At 53.6% G+C, this 22,178-nt stretch carries 17 protein-coding genes; 8 read left to right on the forward strand and 9 right to left on the reverse strand.

Annotated elements, in window-relative coordinates; translation table 11 throughout:
* Genes CPA50_RS18705 through CPA50_RS18715 form a run of 3 tightly spaced genes read right to left on the reverse strand, consistent with a single transcriptional unit; the run spans position 1 to position 2,239 of the window.
* A complete protein-coding gene (locus CPA50_RS18705) occupies positions 1-612 on the reverse strand; it encodes a type 4a pilus biogenesis protein PilO (protein WP_096784069.1) in 612 nt (203 codons plus the stop codon).
* On the reverse strand, positions 612-1,175 hold the full coding sequence (locus CPA50_RS18710) for a PilN domain-containing protein (protein ID WP_096784070.1): 564 nt from the start codon (positions 1,173-1,175) through the stop codon (positions 612-614). The genes CPA50_RS18705 and CPA50_RS18710 overlap by 1 nt, the downstream gene beginning before the upstream one ends.
* Positions 1,175-2,239 (reverse strand): pilus assembly protein PilM, encoded by a 1,065-nt coding sequence (locus tag CPA50_RS18715; RefSeq protein WP_096784071.1) that lies wholly within the window; start codon positions 2,237-2,239, stop codon positions 1,175-1,177. The genes CPA50_RS18710 and CPA50_RS18715 overlap by 1 nt, the downstream gene beginning before the upstream one ends.
* A 195-nt stretch (positions 2,240-2,434) precedes the next feature.
* On the opposite strand from CPA50_RS18715, the gene CPA50_RS18720 reads away from it, so the two are divergent.
* Positions 2,435-4,972: a penicillin-binding protein 1A gene (locus CPA50_RS18720; protein WP_096784072.1), complete on the forward strand. Its 2,538-nt coding sequence runs from the start codon at positions 2,435-2,437 to the stop codon at positions 4,970-4,972.
* A gap of 98 nt (positions 4,973-5,070) precedes the next feature.
* Here CPA50_RS18720 and CPA50_RS18725 read toward each other — a convergent pair whose 3' ends face one another.
* Together CPA50_RS18725 and rpmE are read right to left on the reverse strand one after the other, a co-directional pair.
* Positions 5,071-6,336, reverse strand: a complete 1,266-nt coding sequence (locus tag CPA50_RS18725) for a malic enzyme-like NAD(P)-binding protein (protein WP_096784073.1) — start codon at positions 6,334-6,336, stop codon at positions 5,071-5,073.
* Positions 6,337-6,563: 227 nt separating this feature from the next.
* Complete coding sequence (rpmE, locus tag CPA50_RS18730; protein ID WP_096784074.1) at positions 6,564-6,785, reverse strand: 50S ribosomal protein L31; 222 nt, start codon at positions 6,783-6,785, stop codon at positions 6,564-6,566.
* A gap of 262 nt (positions 6,786-7,047) precedes the next feature.
* Here rpmE and CPA50_RS18735 point away from each other — a divergent pair, with 262 nt between their 5' ends.
* From CPA50_RS18735 to hslU, 6 genes are all read left to right on the forward strand, one after another.
* On the forward strand, positions 7,048-9,222 hold the full coding sequence (locus CPA50_RS18735) for a primosomal protein N' (protein WP_096784075.1): 2,175 nt from the start codon (positions 7,048-7,050) through the stop codon (positions 9,220-9,222).
* A 200-nt stretch (positions 9,223-9,422) separates the two neighbouring features.
* Positions 9,423-11,333, forward strand: a complete 1,911-nt coding sequence (locus CPA50_RS18740; protein WP_096784076.1) for an Ig-like domain-containing protein — start codon at positions 9,423-9,425, stop codon at positions 11,331-11,333.
* A 164-nt stretch (positions 11,334-11,497) separates the two neighbouring features.
* Entirely contained in the window at positions 11,498-13,183 is a 1,686-nt protein-coding gene (gene argS / locus CPA50_RS18745; RefSeq protein ID WP_096784077.1) for an arginine--tRNA ligase, read from the forward strand.
* Positions 13,184-13,192: 9 nt separating this feature from the next.
* Positions 13,193-13,813, forward strand: a complete 621-nt coding sequence (locus tag CPA50_RS18750; protein WP_096784078.1) for an SPOR domain-containing protein — start codon at positions 13,193-13,195, stop codon at positions 13,811-13,813.
* Between the two features lie 81 nt (positions 13,814-13,894).
* A complete protein-coding gene (gene hslV, locus CPA50_RS18755; RefSeq protein WP_096784079.1) occupies positions 13,895-14,440 on the forward strand; it encodes an ATP-dependent protease subunit HslV in 546 nt (181 codons plus the stop codon).
* A gap of 12 nt (positions 14,441-14,452) precedes the next feature.
* A complete protein-coding gene (hslU, locus tag CPA50_RS18760) occupies positions 14,453-15,784 on the forward strand; it encodes an ATP-dependent protease ATPase subunit HslU (protein WP_096784080.1) in 1,332 nt (443 codons plus the stop codon).
* A 63-nt stretch (positions 15,785-15,847) separates the two neighbouring features.
* Here hslU and CPA50_RS18765 read toward each other — a convergent pair whose 3' ends face one another.
* The 3 genes from CPA50_RS18765 to CPA50_RS18775 all read right to left on the reverse strand — a co-directional run bounded on the left by CPA50_RS18765 (position 15,848) and on the right by CPA50_RS18775 (position 20,070).
* Positions 15,848-17,092 (reverse strand): patatin-like phospholipase family protein, encoded by a 1,245-nt coding sequence (locus CPA50_RS18765; protein WP_096784081.1) that lies wholly within the window; start codon positions 17,090-17,092, stop codon positions 15,848-15,850.
* Between the two features lie 126 nt (positions 17,093-17,218).
* Entirely contained in the window at positions 17,219-19,525 is a 2,307-nt protein-coding gene (ptsP, locus tag CPA50_RS18770) for a phosphoenolpyruvate--protein phosphotransferase (RefSeq protein ID WP_096784082.1), read from the reverse strand.
* A 14-nt stretch (positions 19,526-19,539) separates the two neighbouring features.
* On the reverse strand, positions 19,540-20,070 hold the full coding sequence (locus tag CPA50_RS18775) for an RNA pyrophosphohydrolase (protein ID WP_096784083.1): 531 nt from the start codon (positions 20,068-20,070) through the stop codon (positions 19,540-19,542).
* A gap of 171 nt (positions 20,071-20,241) precedes the next feature.
* Between CPA50_RS18775 and CPA50_RS18780 the strand changes: the two genes are divergently transcribed.
* Positions 20,242-20,898, forward strand: a complete 657-nt coding sequence (locus tag CPA50_RS18780) for an HAD family hydrolase (RefSeq protein WP_096784084.1) — start codon at positions 20,242-20,244, stop codon at positions 20,896-20,898.
* Between the two features lie 45 nt (positions 20,899-20,943).
* Here CPA50_RS18780 and CPA50_RS18785 read toward each other — a convergent pair whose 3' ends face one another.
* Complete coding sequence (locus tag CPA50_RS18785; protein WP_096784085.1) at positions 20,944-22,140, reverse strand: class I SAM-dependent rRNA methyltransferase; 1,197 nt, start codon at positions 22,138-22,140, stop codon at positions 20,944-20,946.
* Between the last annotated feature and the right edge of the window lie 38 nt (positions 22,141-22,178).

Raw genomic sequence — 22,178 nt, forward strand, 5'->3', positions numbered from 1 at the left:
TCATTCTCCAGCCCGGTAGCGGTAGGTACGGGCAACAACTTGCATATCAAGCCGCTCACCGTCTCCGCCAGTTGGTTTAATGGTTAAATCATGCAGGGTTACAATCCGCGGAAGGCTTGCGACACTGCTGACAAAAGATGCCAGCTCGTGATAGGACCCGGAAACACGGATATTGATCGGCAACTCAGAGTAGAAGTCACGCTTCTGCTCAGGCTGAAGCTTCACTTCCTGAAGAGCCAAACCATTACCTAAAGCAGTATTGGTAATATCTTCCAGCAGCCCTGGCACTTCGGTTTCACTCGGAAGCTGCCGCACAAGCGCGCCAAAGGTTTCTTCCATCTCAACCATCTGCGTCTTGAAAACTTCCAGGTTAGCCACCTGATAAGCCTTCTCTTCGTATTTTTTGCGCAGGTCCTGCTCAATCTTCTCAACCCGGTCGAGCTGCACATACTGATCCTTTATAAAGAACCAGTAACCACCGCCCATAATCAGACCAAAAACGATCAGAACAACGATAGCCTTGACAGGGACTGGCCATATACCCGCATTATTTATATCAAGGTCATTAATATCAAATTCATTGAGGCCTTTTAAAGAGTCCGCGAGGCTCATTATTTATCCTCCCCTTCGGGCTCAGGTGTTTTTTGTTTAACCGTCATAGTGAACTGGCTGTACCCTGATCGCTGACTATCTGCCGACGATACATTGGAGAGATTAGGACTGGTAAACCAGTCAGACTCTTCAAACTGCCGCATGAGTGTGGAGACGCGACTATTCGACTCCGACATACCGACAATACTTACCTGATCACCTTCCTTCGTCAGATCTGTATAAAACAGACCATCTGGCAAGGTGCGGACCAGCTCATCAAAGGCCCGAACAATAACCGGGCGCTTGCCCTGAAGATCCTGGATAACCTTCATCCGGGCCAGGAGTTCATCACGCTTACGTTTCAGACTCTCAATTTCACGAATCTGCTCGTCCAGTTTTTTGCTGGCCGATTCAATATAGGCGTTCCGGGATTGCTGATACGCGATGCTATTATCGAGGTCTGTCTTCCAAAGAAATGTGAGCCCCCCCGCAATAATGGCAGCACCAAAAATCATAACAACAAACTGTTTCTGCTTCTCTGCCCGGAGCTCTTCGCGCCAGGGCCTGAGGTTAATTCTTGCCATCAGTCGAAGCTCCTCATTGCCAGCCCGCAGGCAATCATCAGCGAGGGCGCATCGTTACTGAGAGCAGATGCGTTAACCCGAGAACCAACCGCCATTTCAGCGAAGGGATTCGCGACAAGTGTCGGCGTTCCTGTCTTCTCTTCCACCATTTCCGTCAGCCCCTGAATCGAAGCAGTACCTCCAGCGAGAACAACGTAGTCAACTGCGTTGTACTGACTGGCTCCGAAAAAGAACTGAAGCGCACGTGCAACCTGCTGAACAACCGCTTCCCGGAAGGGTGTAAGTACTTCGGACTCATAATCATCTGGCAGACCACCCTGCTTTTTGGCAAGCCCTGCCTCTTCAACAGACAAACCATACCGGCGCTGAATCTCTTCGGTAAGCTGTTTGCCGCCGAAGATCTGCTCCCGGGTGTAAACCGTTTTGCCTTCCGCCAGCACACTGAGCGTCGTCATAGTGGCGCCAATATCGACAACAGCCACCACAAGATCTTCACCCTGCGAATCCAGCTGAGATTCAATCAAAGCGTAGGCTCGCTCCAGGGCGTAGGCTTCAACATCGACAACCTTTGTATTAAGTGATGCAATTTCCAGCGCATCCTCACGGATATCAACATTCTCTTTACGGCACGCCGCAAGGAGAACGTCTACCTGATCCGGATTGGTTTCCGATGGCCCCTGCACCTCAAAATCGATGGCCACCTCGTCAAGCGGATATGGAATATACTGATCAGCCTCAAGGGCAATCTGATCTTCCATTTCAAACTCGTTGAGCCCTCCATCCATCTGGATGACCTTGGTAATGACCGCTGACCCGGACACTGCCACTGCCACCTGCTTAACGCTGGTACGGGATTTAGAAGCCACTCGCTTGAGGACCTCACCAACAGCCTCTACATCCGTGATGTTTTTTTCAACGACAGCATTGGCCGGCAACGGCTCAACTGCGTAGCTCTCGACCTTATAACGATCGCCCTGCTTCGACAGCTCAAGGAGCTTGACGGAGCTGGAGCTCACATCGACGCCCAACACTGCACTGGATTTCTTTCCGAACAATCCGAACACGCGCTCACCCTATTACCTGGCCAGAAGCACCCGGTTACATGTGTTATGTGTTTTTTATTTAAGAGAATTTCTTCATTATTCCGTTTACAATGTTCACCTTATTCTGCTGAGAACAATTGTAGCGGTGAAGCGACTCATCCTTCCTAAAGCAATTTCTCAAATGATAGACCTATATCCAACAGTTGTCAGAAAAAAATGTCTCATTTGTTGCGTACTTCTCGCCTTTTTGCATGGTTATTTCTCACCGGACTGAGCGCCTCCATTATTGTAGGCTCAGGCTTCTATCTCTACCTTCGTCCGGGCCTCCCTCCCGTGGAGCAACTTCTGGACATAAAACTCCAGACACCGCTTCGGGTATACAGCAAAGACAACAGATTAATAGCAGAATTCGGTGAAAAGAGAAGGGCACCGATCACAATCGAACAGATCCCCACAATTCAGTTACAAGCCTTTATGGCAGCGGAAGACTCACGATTTTACGAGCACTTCGGGGTCGACATCAAAGGCCTGGCGCGGGCTGCCATCGAACTGGTCACTACCGGTTCGATCCAATCTGGCGGCAGCACCATCACAATGCAGGTTGCAAAAAATTACTTTTTGTCACGCGACCGGACGTTTATTCGTAAGTTCAATGAGATACTTCTGGCAGTTCAGATAGAACGTGAACTGGACAAAAACCGGATCCTTGAACTTTACCTGAACAAAATTTACCTGGGCAACCGAGCCTACGGTATCGCCGCCGCCGCCCGGGTTTATTACAACAAACCCGTCAGCGAACTTTCCCTTGCACAAATGGCCATGCTGGCAGGCCTGCCAAAAGCCCCCTCCGCCTACAACCCGCTGGCAAACCCGCAGCGCGCACTGATTCGCAGAGACTGGATTCTTGGCAGGATGAAAGAACTTGGCTTTATTAGCCCGGACGCCTATGAGCTAGCCGTAAATGCGCCGCTAACAGCCACCTACAACGCCACTGAAGCAGAAGTAGACGCCGACTACGTCGCCGAAATGGCGCGGGCTGAAATGGTAAGACGCTTTGGCGAAGAAGCCTATACCGATGGATATACCGTTACGCTGACGGTCGACAGCAAAGACCAGCAAGCAGCCACGGACGCACTCAGAAACGGCCTTGAAGCCTATGATCGCAGACACGGCTTTCGCGGCGCCGTCGATCAGCTCGATACAGAAACCCTTTCCAGCGGAAATCTTTCCAGCATTATGCTGAACTATCCGAGAATCGAATCCCTGATGCCCGCAGTTGTAACGTCCGTCACCGATGACAAAAACGAAGCCCTTGCCCACGTACGCAGATTCGGCCCCGCCGTCATCCCTTTCGAATCCATGCAATGGGCCTCACGCTACAAGACAGAAAACTGGACCGGCCCCAAGCCGAAAAAGCCCTCTGACGTAGTGAGCGTGGGCGACGTTGTATATGTCCGCGTAGACGAGCTACCACAAGCTCCCTCCGCAGCAACAGAGTCTGCAACTGCCCCAAATGAGACTGGCGAGCCAGGGAATGATTCAACGCCCGGAATTGGCCAGCCGACCAGGGTTTCACTCATGCAAACACCCAAAGCCGAAGGCGCACTTATTTCTCTTGAAGCAAAAACCGGTGCAATAAAAGCACTCGCCGGCGGTTACAGCTTCCGCCAAAGCAAGTACAACCGCGCCATGCAAGCAAGAAGGCAGCCGGGATCAACCTTTAAACCCTTCCTGTATCTGGCAGCCCTGGAAAGCGGAATGACGCCAGCAACCATCTACAACGACGCCCCCATAGTGTTTGACGACTCTCAACTCGAAAGCTCATGGCGTCCAGAAAATTCCTCCGGACAATTCTATGGACCAACCCCGCTTCGCGAAGCGCTATACCGCTCACGAAACCTGGTGTCCATTCGCCTGCTGAGAGATATCGGCATTTCCCAGACACTGGACTACCTCAAGCAGCTCAAAGTCCCCACGGAGAATATGCCCAGAGACCTGTCCCTGTCTCTGGGTAGCGGCCAGCTATCTCCCATGGAGCTGGCCCGGGGCCTCGCCGTCATAGCCAACGGAGGCTACGATGTTGAGCCGTTCCTGATCCAGAACATTTCAGACGTCAACGGGGAGACGATATTCCAGGCTCCGGAGGTCATCCTCTGCAACCGGAACTGCAATACCAGCGACGAAGAGACGACAAACCCTGACGACGAAAACAGGACATCTCCGGCAGTCACTACAGAAACAACTCCGGAAACCCGAGTCATGCGACGACTCGCAGATGAGCGCTCTGTATATATTCTGCACTCAATGCTCCAGGACGTTGTCAGGCGCGGAACCGGGCGTCGCGCCCTGGCGCTGGGTCGGGATGATATCGCAGGCAAAACAGGCACAACCAACGAACAAAGAGACACCTGGTTCGTCGGCTTCAATCACAACCTTGCCACCACTGTATGGGTAGGCTTCGACCAACCCGCACCCTTGGGGCGCAGAGAGTTCGGCGCGAGCACCGCCCTCCCCATCTGGGTCGATTATATGAAAGTAGCCCTGGAAGGAGCACCTTCAGCCTTTATGCCCAGACCGAACGGCATCGTCAACATCCGCATCAACCCCGAAACCGGGAAGCGTGCACGGCCTGGCGAGCAAGGTGTTTTCGAGATCTTCAAAGAGGAGGATGCGCCCGCACCTCTGGCTGCAGACGACACGAACCCGGATGGCACACACGGAAACGGGGATGACCTTTCGCGCCAGATTTTCTGAATAGCCACAGAGCTACCCCGCGACCCGAAAGATAAACATCCACAAAAAAACCGGCGGGATCACCGCCGGTTTTTTTTGTGGATACATAACACCATCAATCAGATGATGTCATCCATGCTCTTTAACGGATAGTGGGCAGGATACTCTTTACGAGCAACACCTGAATCCACCGCTGCCCGAGCCACCGCTGCCGGAACAACTTCCAGAAGACGAACATCCATAGGCTTCGGAATAATATATTCCTTACCAAACTCAAAGCTTTCAGCGCCATATGCTTCACAGATTTCCTGCGGCACAGGCTCTTTTGCAAGCTTACGAATAGCGTCTACCGCAGCCACCTTCATTTCTTCATTGATACAACTCGCACGAACATCAAGCGCACCACGGAAGATGAATGGAAAACCAAGAACATTGTTTACCTGGTTCGGGTAATCCGACCGCCCCGTAGCCATGATCAGGTCATCACGAACCGAGTGAGCCAGCGCCGGATCAATTTCCGGGTCCGGATTGGAACAGGCAAACACAATCGGGTTCGGAGCCATCTTCTTGAGCTGCTCACCACTCAACAAATCAGGACCTGACAGACCAACAAACACATCTGCACCATCTATTGCATCGTCCAGAGTGCGCTTGTCAGTAGTATTGGCAAACATGGCCTTGTACTGATTCAGATCATCGCGACCCGAGTGGATCACACCCTTGCGATCGACCATGAAGATGTTTTCAGAACGAACACCGCAACTGATCAAAAGCTTCATACATGCGGATGCTGCCGCACCAGCGCCAAGACAAACTACTTTCGCCTCTTCAATCTTCTTGCCCTGCAACTCAAGAGCATTGATCATGCCGGCGGCTGTAACAATTGCTGTACCGTGCTGATCATCATGAAAGACGGGCACGCTACACCTTTTGATCAGTTCGCGCTCAATCTCGAAACACTCTGGCGCCTTGATATCCTCAAGGTTAATTCCGCCGAAGGTGTCAGCAATACGCTCAACAGTTTCAATGAACGCCTGCGGGCTTTCAGAATTAACTTCGATATCAAACACATCAATTCCGGCAAAACGCTTGAACAGTACGCCTTTGCCTTCCATTACAGGCTTGCTTGCAAGCGGGCCCAGATTGCCCAGACCAAGAATCGCAGTACCATCAGAGATGACCGCCACAAGGTTGCCCTTGCCAGTGTACTTATAGGCGTTCTCCGGGTCCTTCGCGATCTCACGGACCGGCTCAGCAACCCCAGGACTGTATGCCAGCGCAAGATCGCGGGCGGTCGCTGTTGGCTTGCTGATTTCAACACTGAGTTTCCCAGGCCGCGGCTTGGCGTGATATTCAAGGGCTGCTTCTTTCAGATCTTGAGACATTGCCACTGTTCCGTTTGTCACGTTTAAAGGTAATAAGCCTACAGACGGCACAAGCCAGCCTGAAGGAGCCCGACATTATGGCCCGCCAGCCCCAAAACGACAAGGGCGAACCGAACAAAATACAACCAGTCAATACGGCAAATTGCTTATAATCAAAAAAACAAACCGCTTTTTACCTGCCACAAAAAAAGCGCCCTGAGGCGCTTTTTTTCAAATCTGCAGAAATATCAGTCTTTCTTACCAGCGATACGACCACCAAAACGCTTCTGGAAGCGATCGATACGACCACCTGTATCCATAACCTTCTGCTTGCCGGTGTAAAAAGGATGGCACTGCGAGCAAACGTCAAGCTGCAGATCATGACCGATAGTAGAACGGGTCTTGATCACATTACCGCAGGAGCATGTTGCGGTGATTTCTTCGTACTTGGGGTGAATACCTTCTTTCATGGCGAACCTCTGTGGGTCATGCCGCTACCTGATCACGGGGCGATAAATGACGCCCTGGTGCCAGGCACCGCATGTTTGAATCAATGGAGAAGACGGGGCACAATCATGCCCTGCCGCAAACAGACCGCGAATCTTACTTGCAATTATCTTTACAGGCAAGCGTTACGCACACCCTGATCTTGCGCTTTTCATCAACCCGGCCATACTGCGGCCGGCAAGATAAGCAGATACCCTAACGCCCAACATCACCAGGGAGCACTCAGTGCCATCCACAGCCCGCATTGCGCTGAACCGGCCGCTCAGAAGGCTCTTTGACTATATTGTCCCCAACGGGCTTTCCCTGAAACCCGGGCAGCGCGTAAAGATTCCTTTCGGGCGCCAGCAGGCTATCGGCCTGATAGTGGACACTGACGTTGAAGCGCCGGCTGGCATCACACTCAAACCAGTCCATAGCACCATTGAAGACTGGCCAGCCCTGCCAGAAGAAACCTTTCAGTTGCTGAGCTGGGCCAGTAACTATTACCAGCATCCATTAGGAGAGTGCCTGTTCGCCGCCCTGCCCCCAGCAATGCGCCGAGGCCGTCCAGCCATCGAAAAAGCCGATGACTGGTGGCTGGCTTGCGGCAGCGGAGTAGCACTACCGGCAAATGCTCACAAGCAGAAAGCCCTTCTGGACTGGATTGCACAGCACACACAAGGTGTAAAAGGCAGCGACATCATAAAGGCCGGGTTCTCCCGGCAGCAAATCAAAGCTCTAAGGGACAAAGAACTGGTCCGGGCGACATCACCTGCCAGCAAAAGCCCTCAAAGCCAGAGACACAATGAATCCACCGCAGCCCCGGTGTTATCGGCAGCACAACTTGAGGCCGCCGCTCAACTTCCCTCTCCGGCAGACGGCTTCAACACCTCCCTTCTATATGGCATTACAGGCAGCGGTAAGACTGAAATCTATCTGCACTACCTCAAACAAAATCTTACAGCCAGCGATCAGGCACTGGTGCTGGTTCCGGAAATAAACCTCACACCGCAGACTGTGGCTCGCTTTCAGCACTATTTCGGCGAGCGTATTCTTGTGTGGCACTCTGCACTGAATGACAGTGAGCGCCTCAACGCCTGGCTGAAAGTCCGCAACGGTGAGCCCGTCATACTCATTGGCACACGCTCCGCAGCACTCCTTCCGTTTACCGCACTGAAAACACTGGTCGTAGATGAAGAGCATGACAGCTCATACAAACAGGGCGAAGGTTTTCGCTATTCCGGCCGGGACCTGGCCGTTTATCGGGCTCACCTCAATCGCTGTCCGGTTATTCTGGGATCCGCCACCCCGTCACTCGAGTCATATCACAACGCCCTCACGGGCAAGTACAGACTTATCCGGCTTGAAGAGCGCGCGGGCAAGGCAATACCACCAACAATCAGCTTGCTCGATATACGCAGCCGGCCACTGGAAGGCGGACTTTCCCGCCCTGCCATGGAGGCAATCAGACAAACCCTTGATAGTGGCAGCCAGGCGCTGATTTTCGTGAACCGCCGGGGGTTTGCGCCAGTCATGATGTGTTTTGACTGCGGTCACATGGTTGAGTGCCCACGCTGCGATACACGGCTCACCTACCACCGCCGCGACCGGGCAATGCGATGTCACCATTGTGATTATCAGGCTCCGGCGACCGAAACCTGCCCCAAATGCGCAAGCGAAGCCTTCAAGCCCGTCGGCCAGGGAACCGAGCAAACGGAAGACATTCTCGCCGCCAGCTTTCCGGATACACCCGTGGTTCGCGTTGATCGCGACAGCACTCAGCGTAAAGGCAGCATTCAGAGCATACTGAAACAGGTAAACAGCGGAAAACCCTGCATTCTCGTAGGAACCCAGATGCTGGCAAAAGGACATGATTTCCCCAATGTCACCCTGGTGATCGTGATCAATGCAGACGGGGGCCTGTTCAGCGTTGATTTCCGGGCCCCGGAACAACTGATCCAGACGCTTCTTCAGGTAAGCGGGCGAGCCGGACGGGGGGCAAAAGCAGGAAAAGTGGTCGTGCAGACCTGCCACAGTGACCACCCCCTTCTCAAAACACTCTGCCATGGTCGCTACCTGGATATAGCCGACCAACTTCTGGAGGAACGTGAAAGTGGCCAGCTTCCACCTTTTCGCGCCATGGCGATTTTCCGTGCCGAAGCAGACACGATGGAACAAAGCCTGAAAATACTGGACAGCATAAAACCGCTCGCAAGCATGCCCGGCATTGAGGTATGGGGCCCACTACCTGCATTAATCGCACGGCGAGCCGACAGACACCGGGCGCAACTCGTACTGAACACCAATAACCGACGCAACCTCAACAGACTCCTGACAACAACCTGTCAGTCACTGGAACAGGAAAGGCTCCCAAAAGGCGCAAAATGGATGGTTGATGTAGACCCACAAGAAACAGGTTAAAATGTGACACAGTCCGCGACATTCAAACTGTTACAATCCTTTGCATAAAACTGTACTGCAAAGAATTGCCGTTGCGGATACTGTGCTATTGTTTTTACGATACATTTAAAATGCCGGCAACAGTCTGAGGTTGTGCTCCTCGCTCGGGAAACGCATTACCAAAGATTAAAGTGCTGTAAACGAAAACTGGAGATAAAAAAATGTCAGGGAAAATCCTTGAGCGTGTACTGGCTCTGTCGCTCGCGCTTTTTTTGGTAGCCTGTGGTGGCGGTGACGACGGAAACTCTACGCCACTGGCAGGTGGTTCGGAAGGTGGCGGTGGCAGCACCGGCGGCACGTCTGGAGAGGAGGTCAATGTAGGCTCGTTACAACTACTGGCCAGCCCGGTTCAGATAGGCACTTCCTCCGGAGCCACATCGACCTTGACAGCATTGGTGAAGGATCCGAACGGTATTCTGCTTCCAGACGTACCTGTTCAGTTTTCGGTCAACAACAATGGAACTCTGCGCGTAGACGAGCCCACCACGGACGACTCTGGCACTGCAACAGCGATTCTCAGCACAACGGAAGACGCGAGAAACAGGGTTATCACTGTCAGCGCCAATGCCGGCGGTAAAGGTGACTCGGTAGATATCGCCATTTCAGGCACATCCATATCCATTTCAGGCCCTACGTCTGTCTCTCTTGGTGACACAGTACCTTACCGCATCAAACTCAACGACGGGAATGGAGATGGCATCAGTGATCAGGAAATAACGATCACCTCAACCAACAGTACAATCACCTCGTCAAGCCTCACCACCACCAATGGCGTAGTGGATATAGAGCTGGCAGCCCAATCCAGCGGCGAGGACATACTGACCGTCTCTGCGTTTTCGGGAGAAAGCAAGGTTGAAGCATCTCAAACCATCAGTATCTCGCCTGAAACCTTTACATTCGCCTCGCCGACAGCCAATACAGAAATCAATCTGAACACACCACAAACCATCACGCTCCAATGGGAATCTGACAACGCCCCAGTGAACGGTCGTACCGTCCGTTTTAGCAGCACACGAGGCACACTGGTACCGGCCGATGGCCTTGTAACCACCTCAAATGGACAAGCTTCCATACAGATAAGCTCGGACATCTCGGGGCCTTCGACCATCACTGCGAGATCCGTCGACTCAGGACTGTCCACCGAGCGCACCTTTGAATTTGTGGCGACCACTGCGAGCTCCGTCGATGTACAGGCGACAAAAACCCAGCTCGATTTCGGTGAAACCACTGAAGTTCTGGCCGTGGTTCGCGACCAGAACAACAACCTGGCCAAAAACCAGCTTGTCACCTTCCAGATCGTTGCCGATGGCAGCAGTGGCAATCTGTCCGCGAGCTCAGGGGTTACCAACGGCCTTGGACAGGTGTCGACTACCTATACCGGCGGACAGTCGGTCAGTGCCCGGGACGGAGTCCAGATCCGAGCCACCGTTGCCGGCACCACCGTTACTGGCGATCTTTTCATGACAGTGTCCCGGCGCGCCTTACGGGTTGTTATCGGCACAGGCAACTCAATTTCAGAGCCTGACGAAGCCAGCTATCTCAAGGAATTTGTGGCTATAGTCACCGACGCGAGCGGCGCTCCCGTGGAAGGTGCATCTGTTGAACTCAGCGTTCTGCCAGTGAGCTATGCCAAAGGACGGTATGTACCTGCCGATTATGATGACGTCTGGGTAACAGAAATCTCCAGCGTGCCAGATCCAACCAACAATCCTAACTCAACCGGATTTTGCACCGCTGAAGATACCAACAGGAACGGGATACTGGATCCAGGTGAAGACCTGAACCTGGACGGCAGCCTGACACCGACCAATCCGGCGACAACCAACGTCTCCTCCTTGACCACTCTTGTTGATGGCTCTGGTAATTTCTCGATTAAATACCCCCAGAGTGTTTGTAGCTGGGTGAAAACCCGCATCACTGCAACCGTCAGGGTTGGAGGAACGGAAAGCGTTGAAGATTATGATTTTGCCTTGAGCTGCGCATCCACTGACTTGAACGATCTGGAAATTACGCCTCCGGGCGGTCAAAATAGCCTGTTCGGCACAGGAACCAGCTGTTTCGACACCAACTAGTATCTTCCTGGTAACGCGAGCCACCTCGGCTCGCGTTACTTCCCCTTACCTGCGCCTGAGTCCATTGAGAATCCCCCTCCTTTCCGCGATAATACTACCCCCACAATCCCGGTAGGGACGCCCGTCGTCTCCAAACACCCCGAATCATCGAGTTACCAGAAAGCATGAAAGAGACCGTTTGCGACCTGATCCAGTCCGCACTGGCCAGCCTTCAGTCAGAGGGAATACTGCCTGCCGACCAGACCTACACTCCACAAGTAGGCAACACCAAGGATAAATCCCATGGTGACTATGCCTGCAACATTGCCCTGGTTGCGTCCAAAACAGCGGGCTGTGCGCCTCGCAAGCTGGCAGAAATGCTGATTGAAAAGCTGCCTGAAAGCAGAGCCCTGGAGAAAGTGGAAATCGCCGGTCCCGGCTTTATCAACTTTTTCATGAGCACTGCCAGCACCTTTGAGATCGTGAACACGATCCTGAATGAGGCCGGTGACTTTGGCCGCAACAACAGCGGCAAAGGTGAAAAAGTCCAGGTGGAATTTGTCTCCGCCAACCCAACCGGGCCATTGCATGTTGGCCATGGCCGGGGCGCCGCCATTGGCGACTGCCTTTGCCGCCTGCTGGAAGCCAACGGCTACGACGTTACCCGCGAGTTCTATTACAATGACGCTGGCGCTCAGATCAACAATCTCGCGCTCTCGGTGCAGTCTCGTGTTAAGGGGCTGACTCCTGAGGACGATAGCTGGCCGGAAGACGGCTACAGAGGGGATTATATTACCGATGTTGCCAAGGCGTACCTGACCGGCGACACAGTCACCGCTGATGATCGCGAAGTAACCGCCAGCGGAGATCCTGAGGATCGCGCCGCCATACAAGAGTTTGCAGTTGCATATCTGCGCCGGGAACAGGATCTGGATCTTAAGGCCTTCGGTGTCCAGTTCGATGTGTACTTCCTGGAATCCTCCCTGTATGCGGATGGCAAGGTTGAAGCCACCGTCAAGCGCCTTCAGGATAATGGTTACACCTACGAGGATGGCGGCGCCTTGTGGCTGAAAACCACCGAGTTCGGTGACGATAAAGACCGGGTGATGCGCAAGAAAGATGGCGGCTACACCTATTTCCTGCCAGATGTAGCCTATCATCTGGACAAGTGGGAACGCGGATTTACAACCGTGATCAATGAACAGGGCGCAGACCACCACTCCACTGTTACCCGGGTTCGCGCCGGGCTACAGGCACTGAATGCGGGCATCCCGCAAGGCTGGCCAGACTATGTTCTGCACCAGATGGTCATGGTTACCCGGTCTGGCCAGGAGGTAAAGATCTCCAAACGTGCCGGCAGCTACGTAACCATTCGCGATCTGATCGATGAAGTGGGGCGGGATGCAACACGCTTTTTCCTTGCTGCACGGCGCGTCGACTCCCAGCTGACCTTCGATATTGATCTGGCCCGCTCTCAGACCAATGAAAACCCGGTGTACTACATTCAGTATGCCCATGCACGCATTTGTAGCGTGATGCGGAAACTGGCCGCTGAGGGGGTTGACCGCGGTTTCAATGAGTCCACGGGCGATCTGTCCCTGCTGACTCTGGCTGAAGAAAAAGAACTGGCGAACCAGCTGGCAAAGTATCCGGAACTGATAGCCAACTCCGCTTCCCAGCGCGAACCACATCACCTTACACACTATCTGAGGGACCTGGCGGGACAGTTCCACACCTATTACAACGCACATAAAGTGCTGATTGAAGATACCGCAGTGCGGGATGCTCGTATCAGCCTTTATCTGGCGGTGCGCCAGGTGATCGCCAATGGCCTTGGACTGCTGGCTGTCAGCGCCCCGGAAGAGATGTAAAAAACGACAATGTCCCGAGACTATGCCCGCAAAAGCCGGACAGCCACGCCGAAGAAGAAGCCGGCCAAGCCTGCGCGCACACAGAAAAAGCGCACGAAGCCTGCAGCACCAGCCCGCTCTCAGCACGGAGGTTTGTCCTTGAAGTGGATCTTGTCACTAGCTACGGTCGGTGGATTTATCGGGTTTATTGTCTACCTGAACTCCATCCCACCCAGCAAGGGCCCGCAACAGCAGCCGGTGACAGAAAAGCCCGCTCAGCAGGCCCCTGCGGCAACCACTAAACCGGCAGAGAAAAAGCAGGGCTTCAGGTTTTATGAAATGCTACCGGAATCGGAAGTTATCCCCCCGAAGGTGGAAGAGTACACGCCGGGCCCGAGCAAACAGAATTTCGACTATCTAGTGCAGTCGGGCTCATTTCGCAGCAAGGAAGATGCCGAACGCCAGCGCGCTCAGATTGCCTTTCAGGGACTCAGGGCCGCAGTTCAACGCATTGAGCTCGACAGCGGTTCTGTCTGGTACCGGGTAAACGTTGGGCCGTTCAAGTCCCGCAGTCAGATGAGCTCTGCCATCGACAAACTGGTGTCTATCAACATCCAGCCGCTCATCCGGAAAATCCCCAAGCAGGGCTAACTGTTTCCGGAGCACTTGAATTCTCCGGTCCTGCCTCCATTACTGCTCAATACCGATTTTTATCAGGCAATTGGAGCCCTAATGACTACCATACTTTCCGTCAGACGCGATGACGAAGTTGCCATGGGAGGCGACGGCCAGGTTTCTCTGGGAAATACTGTGATGAAGGGCAACGCCCGCAAGGTTCGTCGTCTTTACAACGGCCAGGTGATCGCAGGCTTTGCCGGTGGCACTGCGGATGCTTTCACCCTGTTCGAACGGTTTGAAGCCCAGCTCGAAAAGCATCAGGGCAACCTCACGCGCGCGGCCGTTGAACTGGCAAAAGACTGGCGTACGGACAGAGCTCTGCGGCGACTGGAGGCACTGCTGGCTGTTGCAGATAAAACCGCATCCCTGATCATTACCGGCAACGGCGATGTGATCGAGCCGGAACAGGGGTTGATCGCTATTGGTTCCGGCGGCCCCTTCGCTCAGGCCTCAGCCCGCGCACTGCTTGAGAACACAGAATTGTCCGCTCATGAGATTGTGGAGAAAGGTTTGGATATAGCTGCAGACATCTGCATTTACACGAACCACAATCGCACCATTGAAGTGCTCTCCAAAGACGCACCTTCCAAAAACGACTGATCCGGAGCAACCATGTCTGCAATGACACCCCGTGAGATTGTCCATGAACTCAACAAACACATCGTGGGCCAGCAAGACGCCAAGCGAGCCGTGGCCATTGCCCTCAGAAACCGCTGGCGCCGGATGCAGCTGGACAACCCCCTTCGCGATGAGGTCACACCCAAAAACATTCTGATGATCGGCCCAACTGGCGTGGGAAAAACCGAAATTGCCCGCCGTCTTGCCAAGCTGGCCGATGCACCTTTCCTGAAAGTGGAAGCCACCAAATTTACCGAGGTGGGCTACGTTGGGCGCGACGTTGAGTCCATCATCCGTGATCTGGCGGATATGGCGGTTAAAATGCTGCGTGTACAGGAAATGAAACGCCATGAAGAAAGAGCCCTGGACGCAGCAGAAGACCGGATTCTGGACGCCCTGATTCCTCCACCCCGGAGTTTCACTGAAGACAGCCAGAAGTCTTCTGAAGATTCATCCACCCGCCAGCTATTCAGGAAAAAGCTGCGGGAAGGCGAACTGGACGACAAGGAAATAGAGATCGATCTCCGCAACTCAGGCGCCGGCGTTGAGATCATGGCGCCCCCAGGCATGGAGGAGATGACCAGCCAGCTACAGAGCATGTTTTCAAACATGGCTGCGGACAAATCCAAACCCCGGAAAATGAAGGTGGCTGACGCCCTTAAACGGGTGAAGGAAGAGGAAGCGGCCAAGCTGGTCAACGAAGAATCAATCAAACACAAGGCCATTCTTGCGGTAGAGCAAAATGGCATTGTGTTTCTCGATGAAATTGACAAAGTCGCCAAACGTTCGGAGAACACCTCTTCCGATGTGTCCCGGGAAGGGGTTCAACGTGACCTGCTGCCATTGATTGAAGGCAGTACCGTGAGCACAAAATACGGCTCAGTGCGCACGGATCACATCCTGTTCATTGCCTCCGGTGCGTTTCACTTGTCCAAGCCCTCGGATCTGATCCCGGAACTCCAGGGCCGCTTGCCTATCCGTGTTGAGCTGCAGGCTCTCAGCCCTGACGACTTCAAGCGCATTCTTACCGAACCGGACGCTTCGCTGGTACAACAGTACGAAGCCTTGATGGCTACTGAAGGCGTCAAGCTGACGTTCAGTGAAGGTGCCATCGCGCGAATCGCGGAAATTGCCTGGAAGGTAAACGAGACAACAGAGAACATCGGAGCACGGCGCCTTCATACAGTACTGGAGCGACTACTGGAAAGCCTGTCATTTGATGCTGGCGATGGCGTAACCGAAGCATTTGAAGTGAGTGCAGACTATGTTGATGAAAAACTTGGTGAACTGTCGGAAGACGAAGACCTGAGCCGCTACATTCTCTGATTCACCAGCATGCGCCAACCAAGCCCCTGGACCAGATGCGTATAATGCAGTTGGTCCAGGGGCTTATTTGGCTTTTGAAAACAGTTGCGTGACGTTTCCCAGTCCAGTCACGAACCGCCCTTTCCCCGCTGCTTTTTTCTGCCGGCTCCTGGCCACATACAACGGCAGCATTTCTCCGTAAAGACTGGTACTTATAGTTCGCTGCTCATCTTCCAGGCGATCCCGGCGCAACCTGATACCATATTTTGCAAGCTTTGGTTCAAGCTCATCAGCACGGTTCAGCAGATCCCGGCGCGTCATTTGATAAGCGTGCTCGCAAACCATTCTCCGCGACTGAAAGCTGAAGACGTTGGAGAAAAACAGCTTGGCATCATCCCCGGTGGGTTCAAACAACAAAATATCCTTATTCGGATAGTCCGCCGCGTAATTTGCAATTCCCGACTTCATACGTGAATACACCATAGTACGGAACATCTGCGACAACAGGTTGGGCATTCCCGAGTGAGTCAATTCTCCTGGAGCCATGGTTCCGGCCCTGACGGCGGCACTGGCATCAATCGGCACCTGAGGGTTTACGGCAAAAACCAGATCCGCGCCATCTTCGAAAGCCACAGAGGCATGCAGACCTTTACGCAGCGTACCGTCCACATAGTATCGGTCATCTATCTCAACGGGCACATATAGGCCTGGTGACGCCGTACTTGCCTGAATGGCTTTGGAAATCGGCACATGGTCAAATCCGGGAGCACCAAAACATACGGCCTCAGTACTTTCCACGTCCGCTGCCACAATGTAGAGATTGTGTTTCAATTGGCGGAAATCGTTCGAGCGCCCAAGCATGGAAAACGCACGTCTGAGGTACTCATGCAATCCTTCATTATCGAAAAGACCAGCAGGAACCGCCTGTGCCATGAGAGTAAGGGCTTCGAGAAGGCTCTGATCGTAGGGGTTATTGATAAAACGCCGCAACGCGGTGGAAAACAACCCGGGCATGGCCAGCAACCGGCTTCCCATTTCTTTCAGTGCCGGACGAAAGAACACATCCGGGTGAAAAGGATGGACCTCAGCCTCATTCCGTACAAAGATCCGGCATAACTGCGCAGTGGTCATCTGATTTGCCAGATTGGCGGCGACAAAAGAGCCGGCATTAACTCCCACGTAAACATCCAGGTTATTGAAATCGAGCCCATCCAGTGCCTCGTCCAATGCCCTAAGCGCGCCAATTTCATAAATGCCACCCAAGGGACCTCCCCCACCAAGCGCAAGCCCGATGCGTGGAGCAGGTTTCAGATCGGTTGGCGCTTTCATAACCTTCCCTTTTCCGGATAAATGGCATGATCGGAACAACTGAGCTTTCTTGTCTTCCTGACCATCACAGACTACAAGTTAGCAGTATGGTTTAGAGCAAGCACACTAGATTTGAAAGACTTCGCTTCAGGAAGCTGCTTGTCCGGCAAGAGCTGCAGACGTGGACTTGCCTGGCCGCAGGTAACGACCAAAGCCGGCATTGCGTAAAGAAAGCTCCACACAGCTCTTGATAACATGCGGCGAATCCAGCAAGAGAACATCTTTCAGAAGCTTCACAGCCCATTCCCGACTGACGCTGCGAATCACGGACTTCACTTTCGGCAAGCTGGCCGCGTTCATAGACAGTGAGTCATAACCCATGGCCATGAGCAGCAATGCGCCACCGGGATCCCCCGCCAACTCACCGCAGATACCCACGGGTTTACCTACAGCGTGGGCATCCTGGGCTATCCGGACAAGTGCCTGCAACACTGCCGGATGAAAGGAATGATAGAGTTGTGCGACACGGGGGTTGTTGCGATCTACCGCAAGCAGGTACTGGGTCAGATCGTTGGAGCCAACCGACAGAAAGTCTACACGGTCAGCCAGCTCACGAATCTGGTAAACCGCGGCTGGTATTTCTACCATTACGCCCACTTTGGGCATACGGATATCATAACCCTCTTCCCGTACCTCATGGTAAACCCGGTATATGAGATGCAGGGACTCCTCTACCTCTGAGATATTGCTGATCATAGGCAGCATGATCTGAAGATTGTTCAGGCCTTCGCTTGCCTTGAGCATAGCCCGCACCTGCACCAGAAAGATCTCCGGGTGATCCAGCGTCACCCGGATACCCCTCCAGCCCAAAAACGGATTTTCTTCCTCTATCGGGAAATACGTCAAAGCTTTGTCACCGCCGATATCCAGAGTACGCATGGTTACCGGGTTAGGCGCAAAGGCTTCCAGCTGTTCACGGTAATACTGACGCTGCTCCTGCTCTGAGGGGAAGCGGTCTTTGATCATGAAAGGTACTTCGGTGCGGTAGAGGCCTATACCCTCGGCCCCGTGCGACAGGGAACGCACCACATCCGTCATCAGCCCGGTATTGACCAACAAAGGAACCCGATGGCCATCCGTTGTTATACAAGGCTGATCGCGGAGCGCCTCCAACCCACGGTCAAGCTCATCCTCCTCATCACAGATTTCCTGGAAAAACGCCCGGAGATCCGCAGAAGGAGAAGCAAAAATCTGCCCCTCAAAACCATCCACGATCAACTCTTTACCATCAAGCTGATTAACCGGAATATCTACCAATCCCATTACTGTGGGCACGCCCATTGCCCGGGCCAGAATAGCAACATGGGAGTTGCTGGAGCCCTTGACCGAAACCAGGCCTACCAACTGCCCCCGGGGAACCTCGCCGAGCATGGCTGGAGTCAGCTCCTCGCTGACCAGAACTGTACGCTCGGGATAATTCAGATCCTTTTGCTCACCTTCCTGCAAGTATGAAAGCAGGCGGCGACCAAGGTCTCGAATATCGACCGCTCTTTCCTGGAGGTAGTGATCGTCCATCATTTCAAAATGACGCACGTAATGCTGGACCACCTGTTTGAGCGCGCCCTGAGCCCATACGCCTTCGCGGATGCGGTTATTAACCTCTCCGGGCAAAGCTCCATCACTCAGCATACGCAGATAAACATCGAACAAGGCCAACTCTTCAGGCCGAAGCCGTGAAGTCAGCCGTTTTGCAACCTGTTCAATGTCTTCATAGACCGCCTGGACAGCTGACCGGAAAAGCTCCAGCTCCTGCTCAATGTCCTCAGCCGGCTTATCAGGAACCACGTCCAGGTCAGCTGCCGGGTAGACCACCACGCCGTGACCAATAGCCACGCCAGGTGAGCCTGGCACCCCGTTAAAGCTGACATCACGGGCTTCTTCGCCGGTAATCGAAAGGCCGCTGATTGCTCCCGTCGCCTCACTATGCGCAATAACACCGGCAAGCTGGGCAGAAACCGTGACCAGAAAAGCCTCTTCGCCCTCATCGAAGCATCGGGAGCTCTCCCTCTGCTGGACGACAAGAACACCAAGTACCCGACGATGATGAATAATGGGAACCCCAAGAAACGAGCGGAAACGTTCTTCGCCAGTTTCGGGAAAATAACGATAGCGAGGGTGGGACGGAGCATCTTCCAGATTGATTGGTTCTTCCCGGGACCCAACAAGCCCGACCAGCCCTTCTGAGTATGCAAGACTTACTTTGCCTATGGCCTTCAGATACAAACCTTCTGTTGCCATCAGAATATAGCGGTTGGAGGCCGGATCCAGCAGGTAAACGGAACAGACCTCGGTCCCCATGGCTTTCTGCACACGCGACACGATGATACCCAGTGCCTCATGAAGATCCCGGGCACCGTTTACCTCTTGTACAAGACTTCGCAGAATGCTCAGCATGGGGTGTCAGTCCGTCAGTTCGTCTGGTCCTTTAAACGCCGGTTATGCTCGCCACGATGCCACTGTTCCATGTTATAGAACAGTCGCGGCGCAAGCTCTCTCAGCGCACGTCGATACACTTCGCGCTTGAAGGAAACCACCTGACCCAACGGATACCAGTAGCTTACCCATTGCCAGCCATCGAACTCCGGTGAATCCGTTCCATCAACGCGTACTTGTGCATCCGGTGATAACATCCTCAGCAGGAACCATTTCTGTTTTTGGCCAACGCAGATGGGGTGAGAGTTATGCCGTACCATCCGCTTGGGAAGGCGATATCTCAGCCAGCCCCGGGTACAACTGATGATTTCAACATCGTTGCTGCCCAGGCCAATCTCCTCTCCAAGCTCCCGGTACAGTGCCTCTTCCGGCGATTCTTCATTATTGATGCCGCCTTGGGGAAACTGCCAGGAGTCCTGCCCTATTCGCCTTGCCCAGAGAACCTCTCCCTGGTGGTTGGCCAGAATGATTCCGACGTTGGGTCTGAAACCGTCTGAATCGATCACGGCACAGTCCTCTTTAATAAGTCGGTTGACCGGTCAGATATTTACCGGTCGGATTTTTCCAAGTTGCGCTCATTCTTACAGAATCCCAAGACTTCGGCAAACGCAGCTACGCAGCCACACCCATGATAAGATGCCAGTCTTCCCGAAGTACCCTGTCTCTGGAGGTAACGCTTGACGCTCGCAATTTTTGATCTCGACAATACTCTGCTGGCCGGTGACAGTGATCACGCATGGGGTGAGTTTCTTGTAGAAGAAGGCATCGTGGATGCCGAGACCTACCGCAAAGCTAACGACCGGTTCTATCAGGAATACCTGAATGGCGAGATGGACATACTGAACTACCTTGGGTTTGCTCTTCAGCCTCTGTCGACCCACGGCATGGATGAACTGCTCGAATGGCGCGCTGCCTTCATGGCGAAAAAGGTGCGCCCTATGATGCAACGCAAGGCAAATGAGCTGCTAAACCGGCACAGGGAGCGCGGCCATACCCTGATGATCATCACGGCCACCAACCGCTTTGTGACCGAGCCTATCGCGGAGGCACTGGGCATCGAACACCTGATTGCCACCGACCCCGAGATGATCAATGGGCGCTATACCGGCGCCGTTGCTGGCACGCCCAGCTTCCAGGAGGGCAAGGTCACACGACTGACCGACTGGCTGACGGCACACGGAAAAAGTCTGGACGGCGCCTGGTTCTATAGTGATTCACACAACGACCTGCCGCTACTGGAAAAAGTGGAAAACCCGATTGCGGTTGATCCGGATCCGAAACTTGAAAAACACGCAAAAAAGAAGGGATGGCAGGTTATCAGTCTTCGCGGGTAACACTGGCTACAGGCAAGCGGGCCGCAAATACAGGCCCGCTTGCTCTTACATAAAGCCGGTCAGCGAACGCACAAAACAGGATTTGATGTAATCCGTTTCAGGAATTCCCGGAATGATCGGGTGATCCGGCGCCTGATGCCCTTGCTCGAGAAGCTGCACAAAGCGATCAATCTTGCGACCGCTACCCCGAATGATATCAACCAGTTTCTCTTGCGAAAGATGCATGGAACATGATGCAGAAACAAGAATCCCATCCCGCTCCAGCAACCGCAACCCAAGCTGATTAAGGCGGGCATACGCTTGTTCACCGGCTTTCTGATCCCGACGGCGCGGGATCAGCGCTGGCGGATCCAGCACAACAATATCGTACTTCTCCTTTTCGTCCGCCAGCGCCTTCAGCGCCTCGAACGCATCGCCCTCAACGGTTTCGACATTATCCAGGCCATTTAGCCTGGCATTATGGTGCACAGAGTCAATTGCACCTGAAGAACTGTCCACACAGGTAACCTGAGTCGCGCCCGCACATGCAGCCTGAATACCCCAGCCACCGACATAGCTGAACACATCCAGCACCCGCTTACCCGGCGCATAAGCCTGCAGGCGCTGCCGATTCATACGGTGATCATAAAACCAGCCGGTTTTCTGGCCACCCTCAAGAGGCACCTCAAAACGAACACCATTTTCTTCCACCTCAAGCAGCAGCGCCTCGGGGCCGTGAGCCTGCTCAACGTACGAGCCCAAACCTTCAACACTCCGCATCTTGCCATCGTTTTTCAGGATAATGGCCTTGGGATGCGCCAGCCGCTGAATCGCCCGGACTATTGCCTCTTTCATTTGTTCCATACCAGCGGTGGAGATCTGTACCACAACGGTATCGCCAAACCGGTCCACTACCAGCCCTGATAGTCCGTCACTGTCTCCAAACACCCAGCGATAAAACGGCTTATCGAAAAGCCTCTCCCGCAGTACCAGCGCCGTTTCCATCCTCTGGGTTAACCGGTTGGGAGTCATACCCTGCGCCGGATCACGACTAATCAAACGACCACAGATAAGTGCATGCGGGTTAACGAATACAACACCAAGCGGTTTGTCATTGGAGGCGCGCAGCTCTGCCTGAGTACCGGCTTCAAACCCTGCCAACGGTGAGCGCTGGATATCAACTTCATTGCTGTAAACCCACAGATGGCCTGCCCGGAGCCTGCGCTCCGCGCCTTTGCGTAAATATAAAACCGGGAAATTCATTGCGACCACCTAGGAAAGAAATTCAGGGCGGGGATTAT

The organism is Marinobacter sp. ANT_B65 (assembly GCF_002407605.1).
In the GTDB taxonomy this organism is placed as follows: Bacteria; Pseudomonadota; Gammaproteobacteria; order Pseudomonadales; family Oleiphilaceae; genus Marinobacter.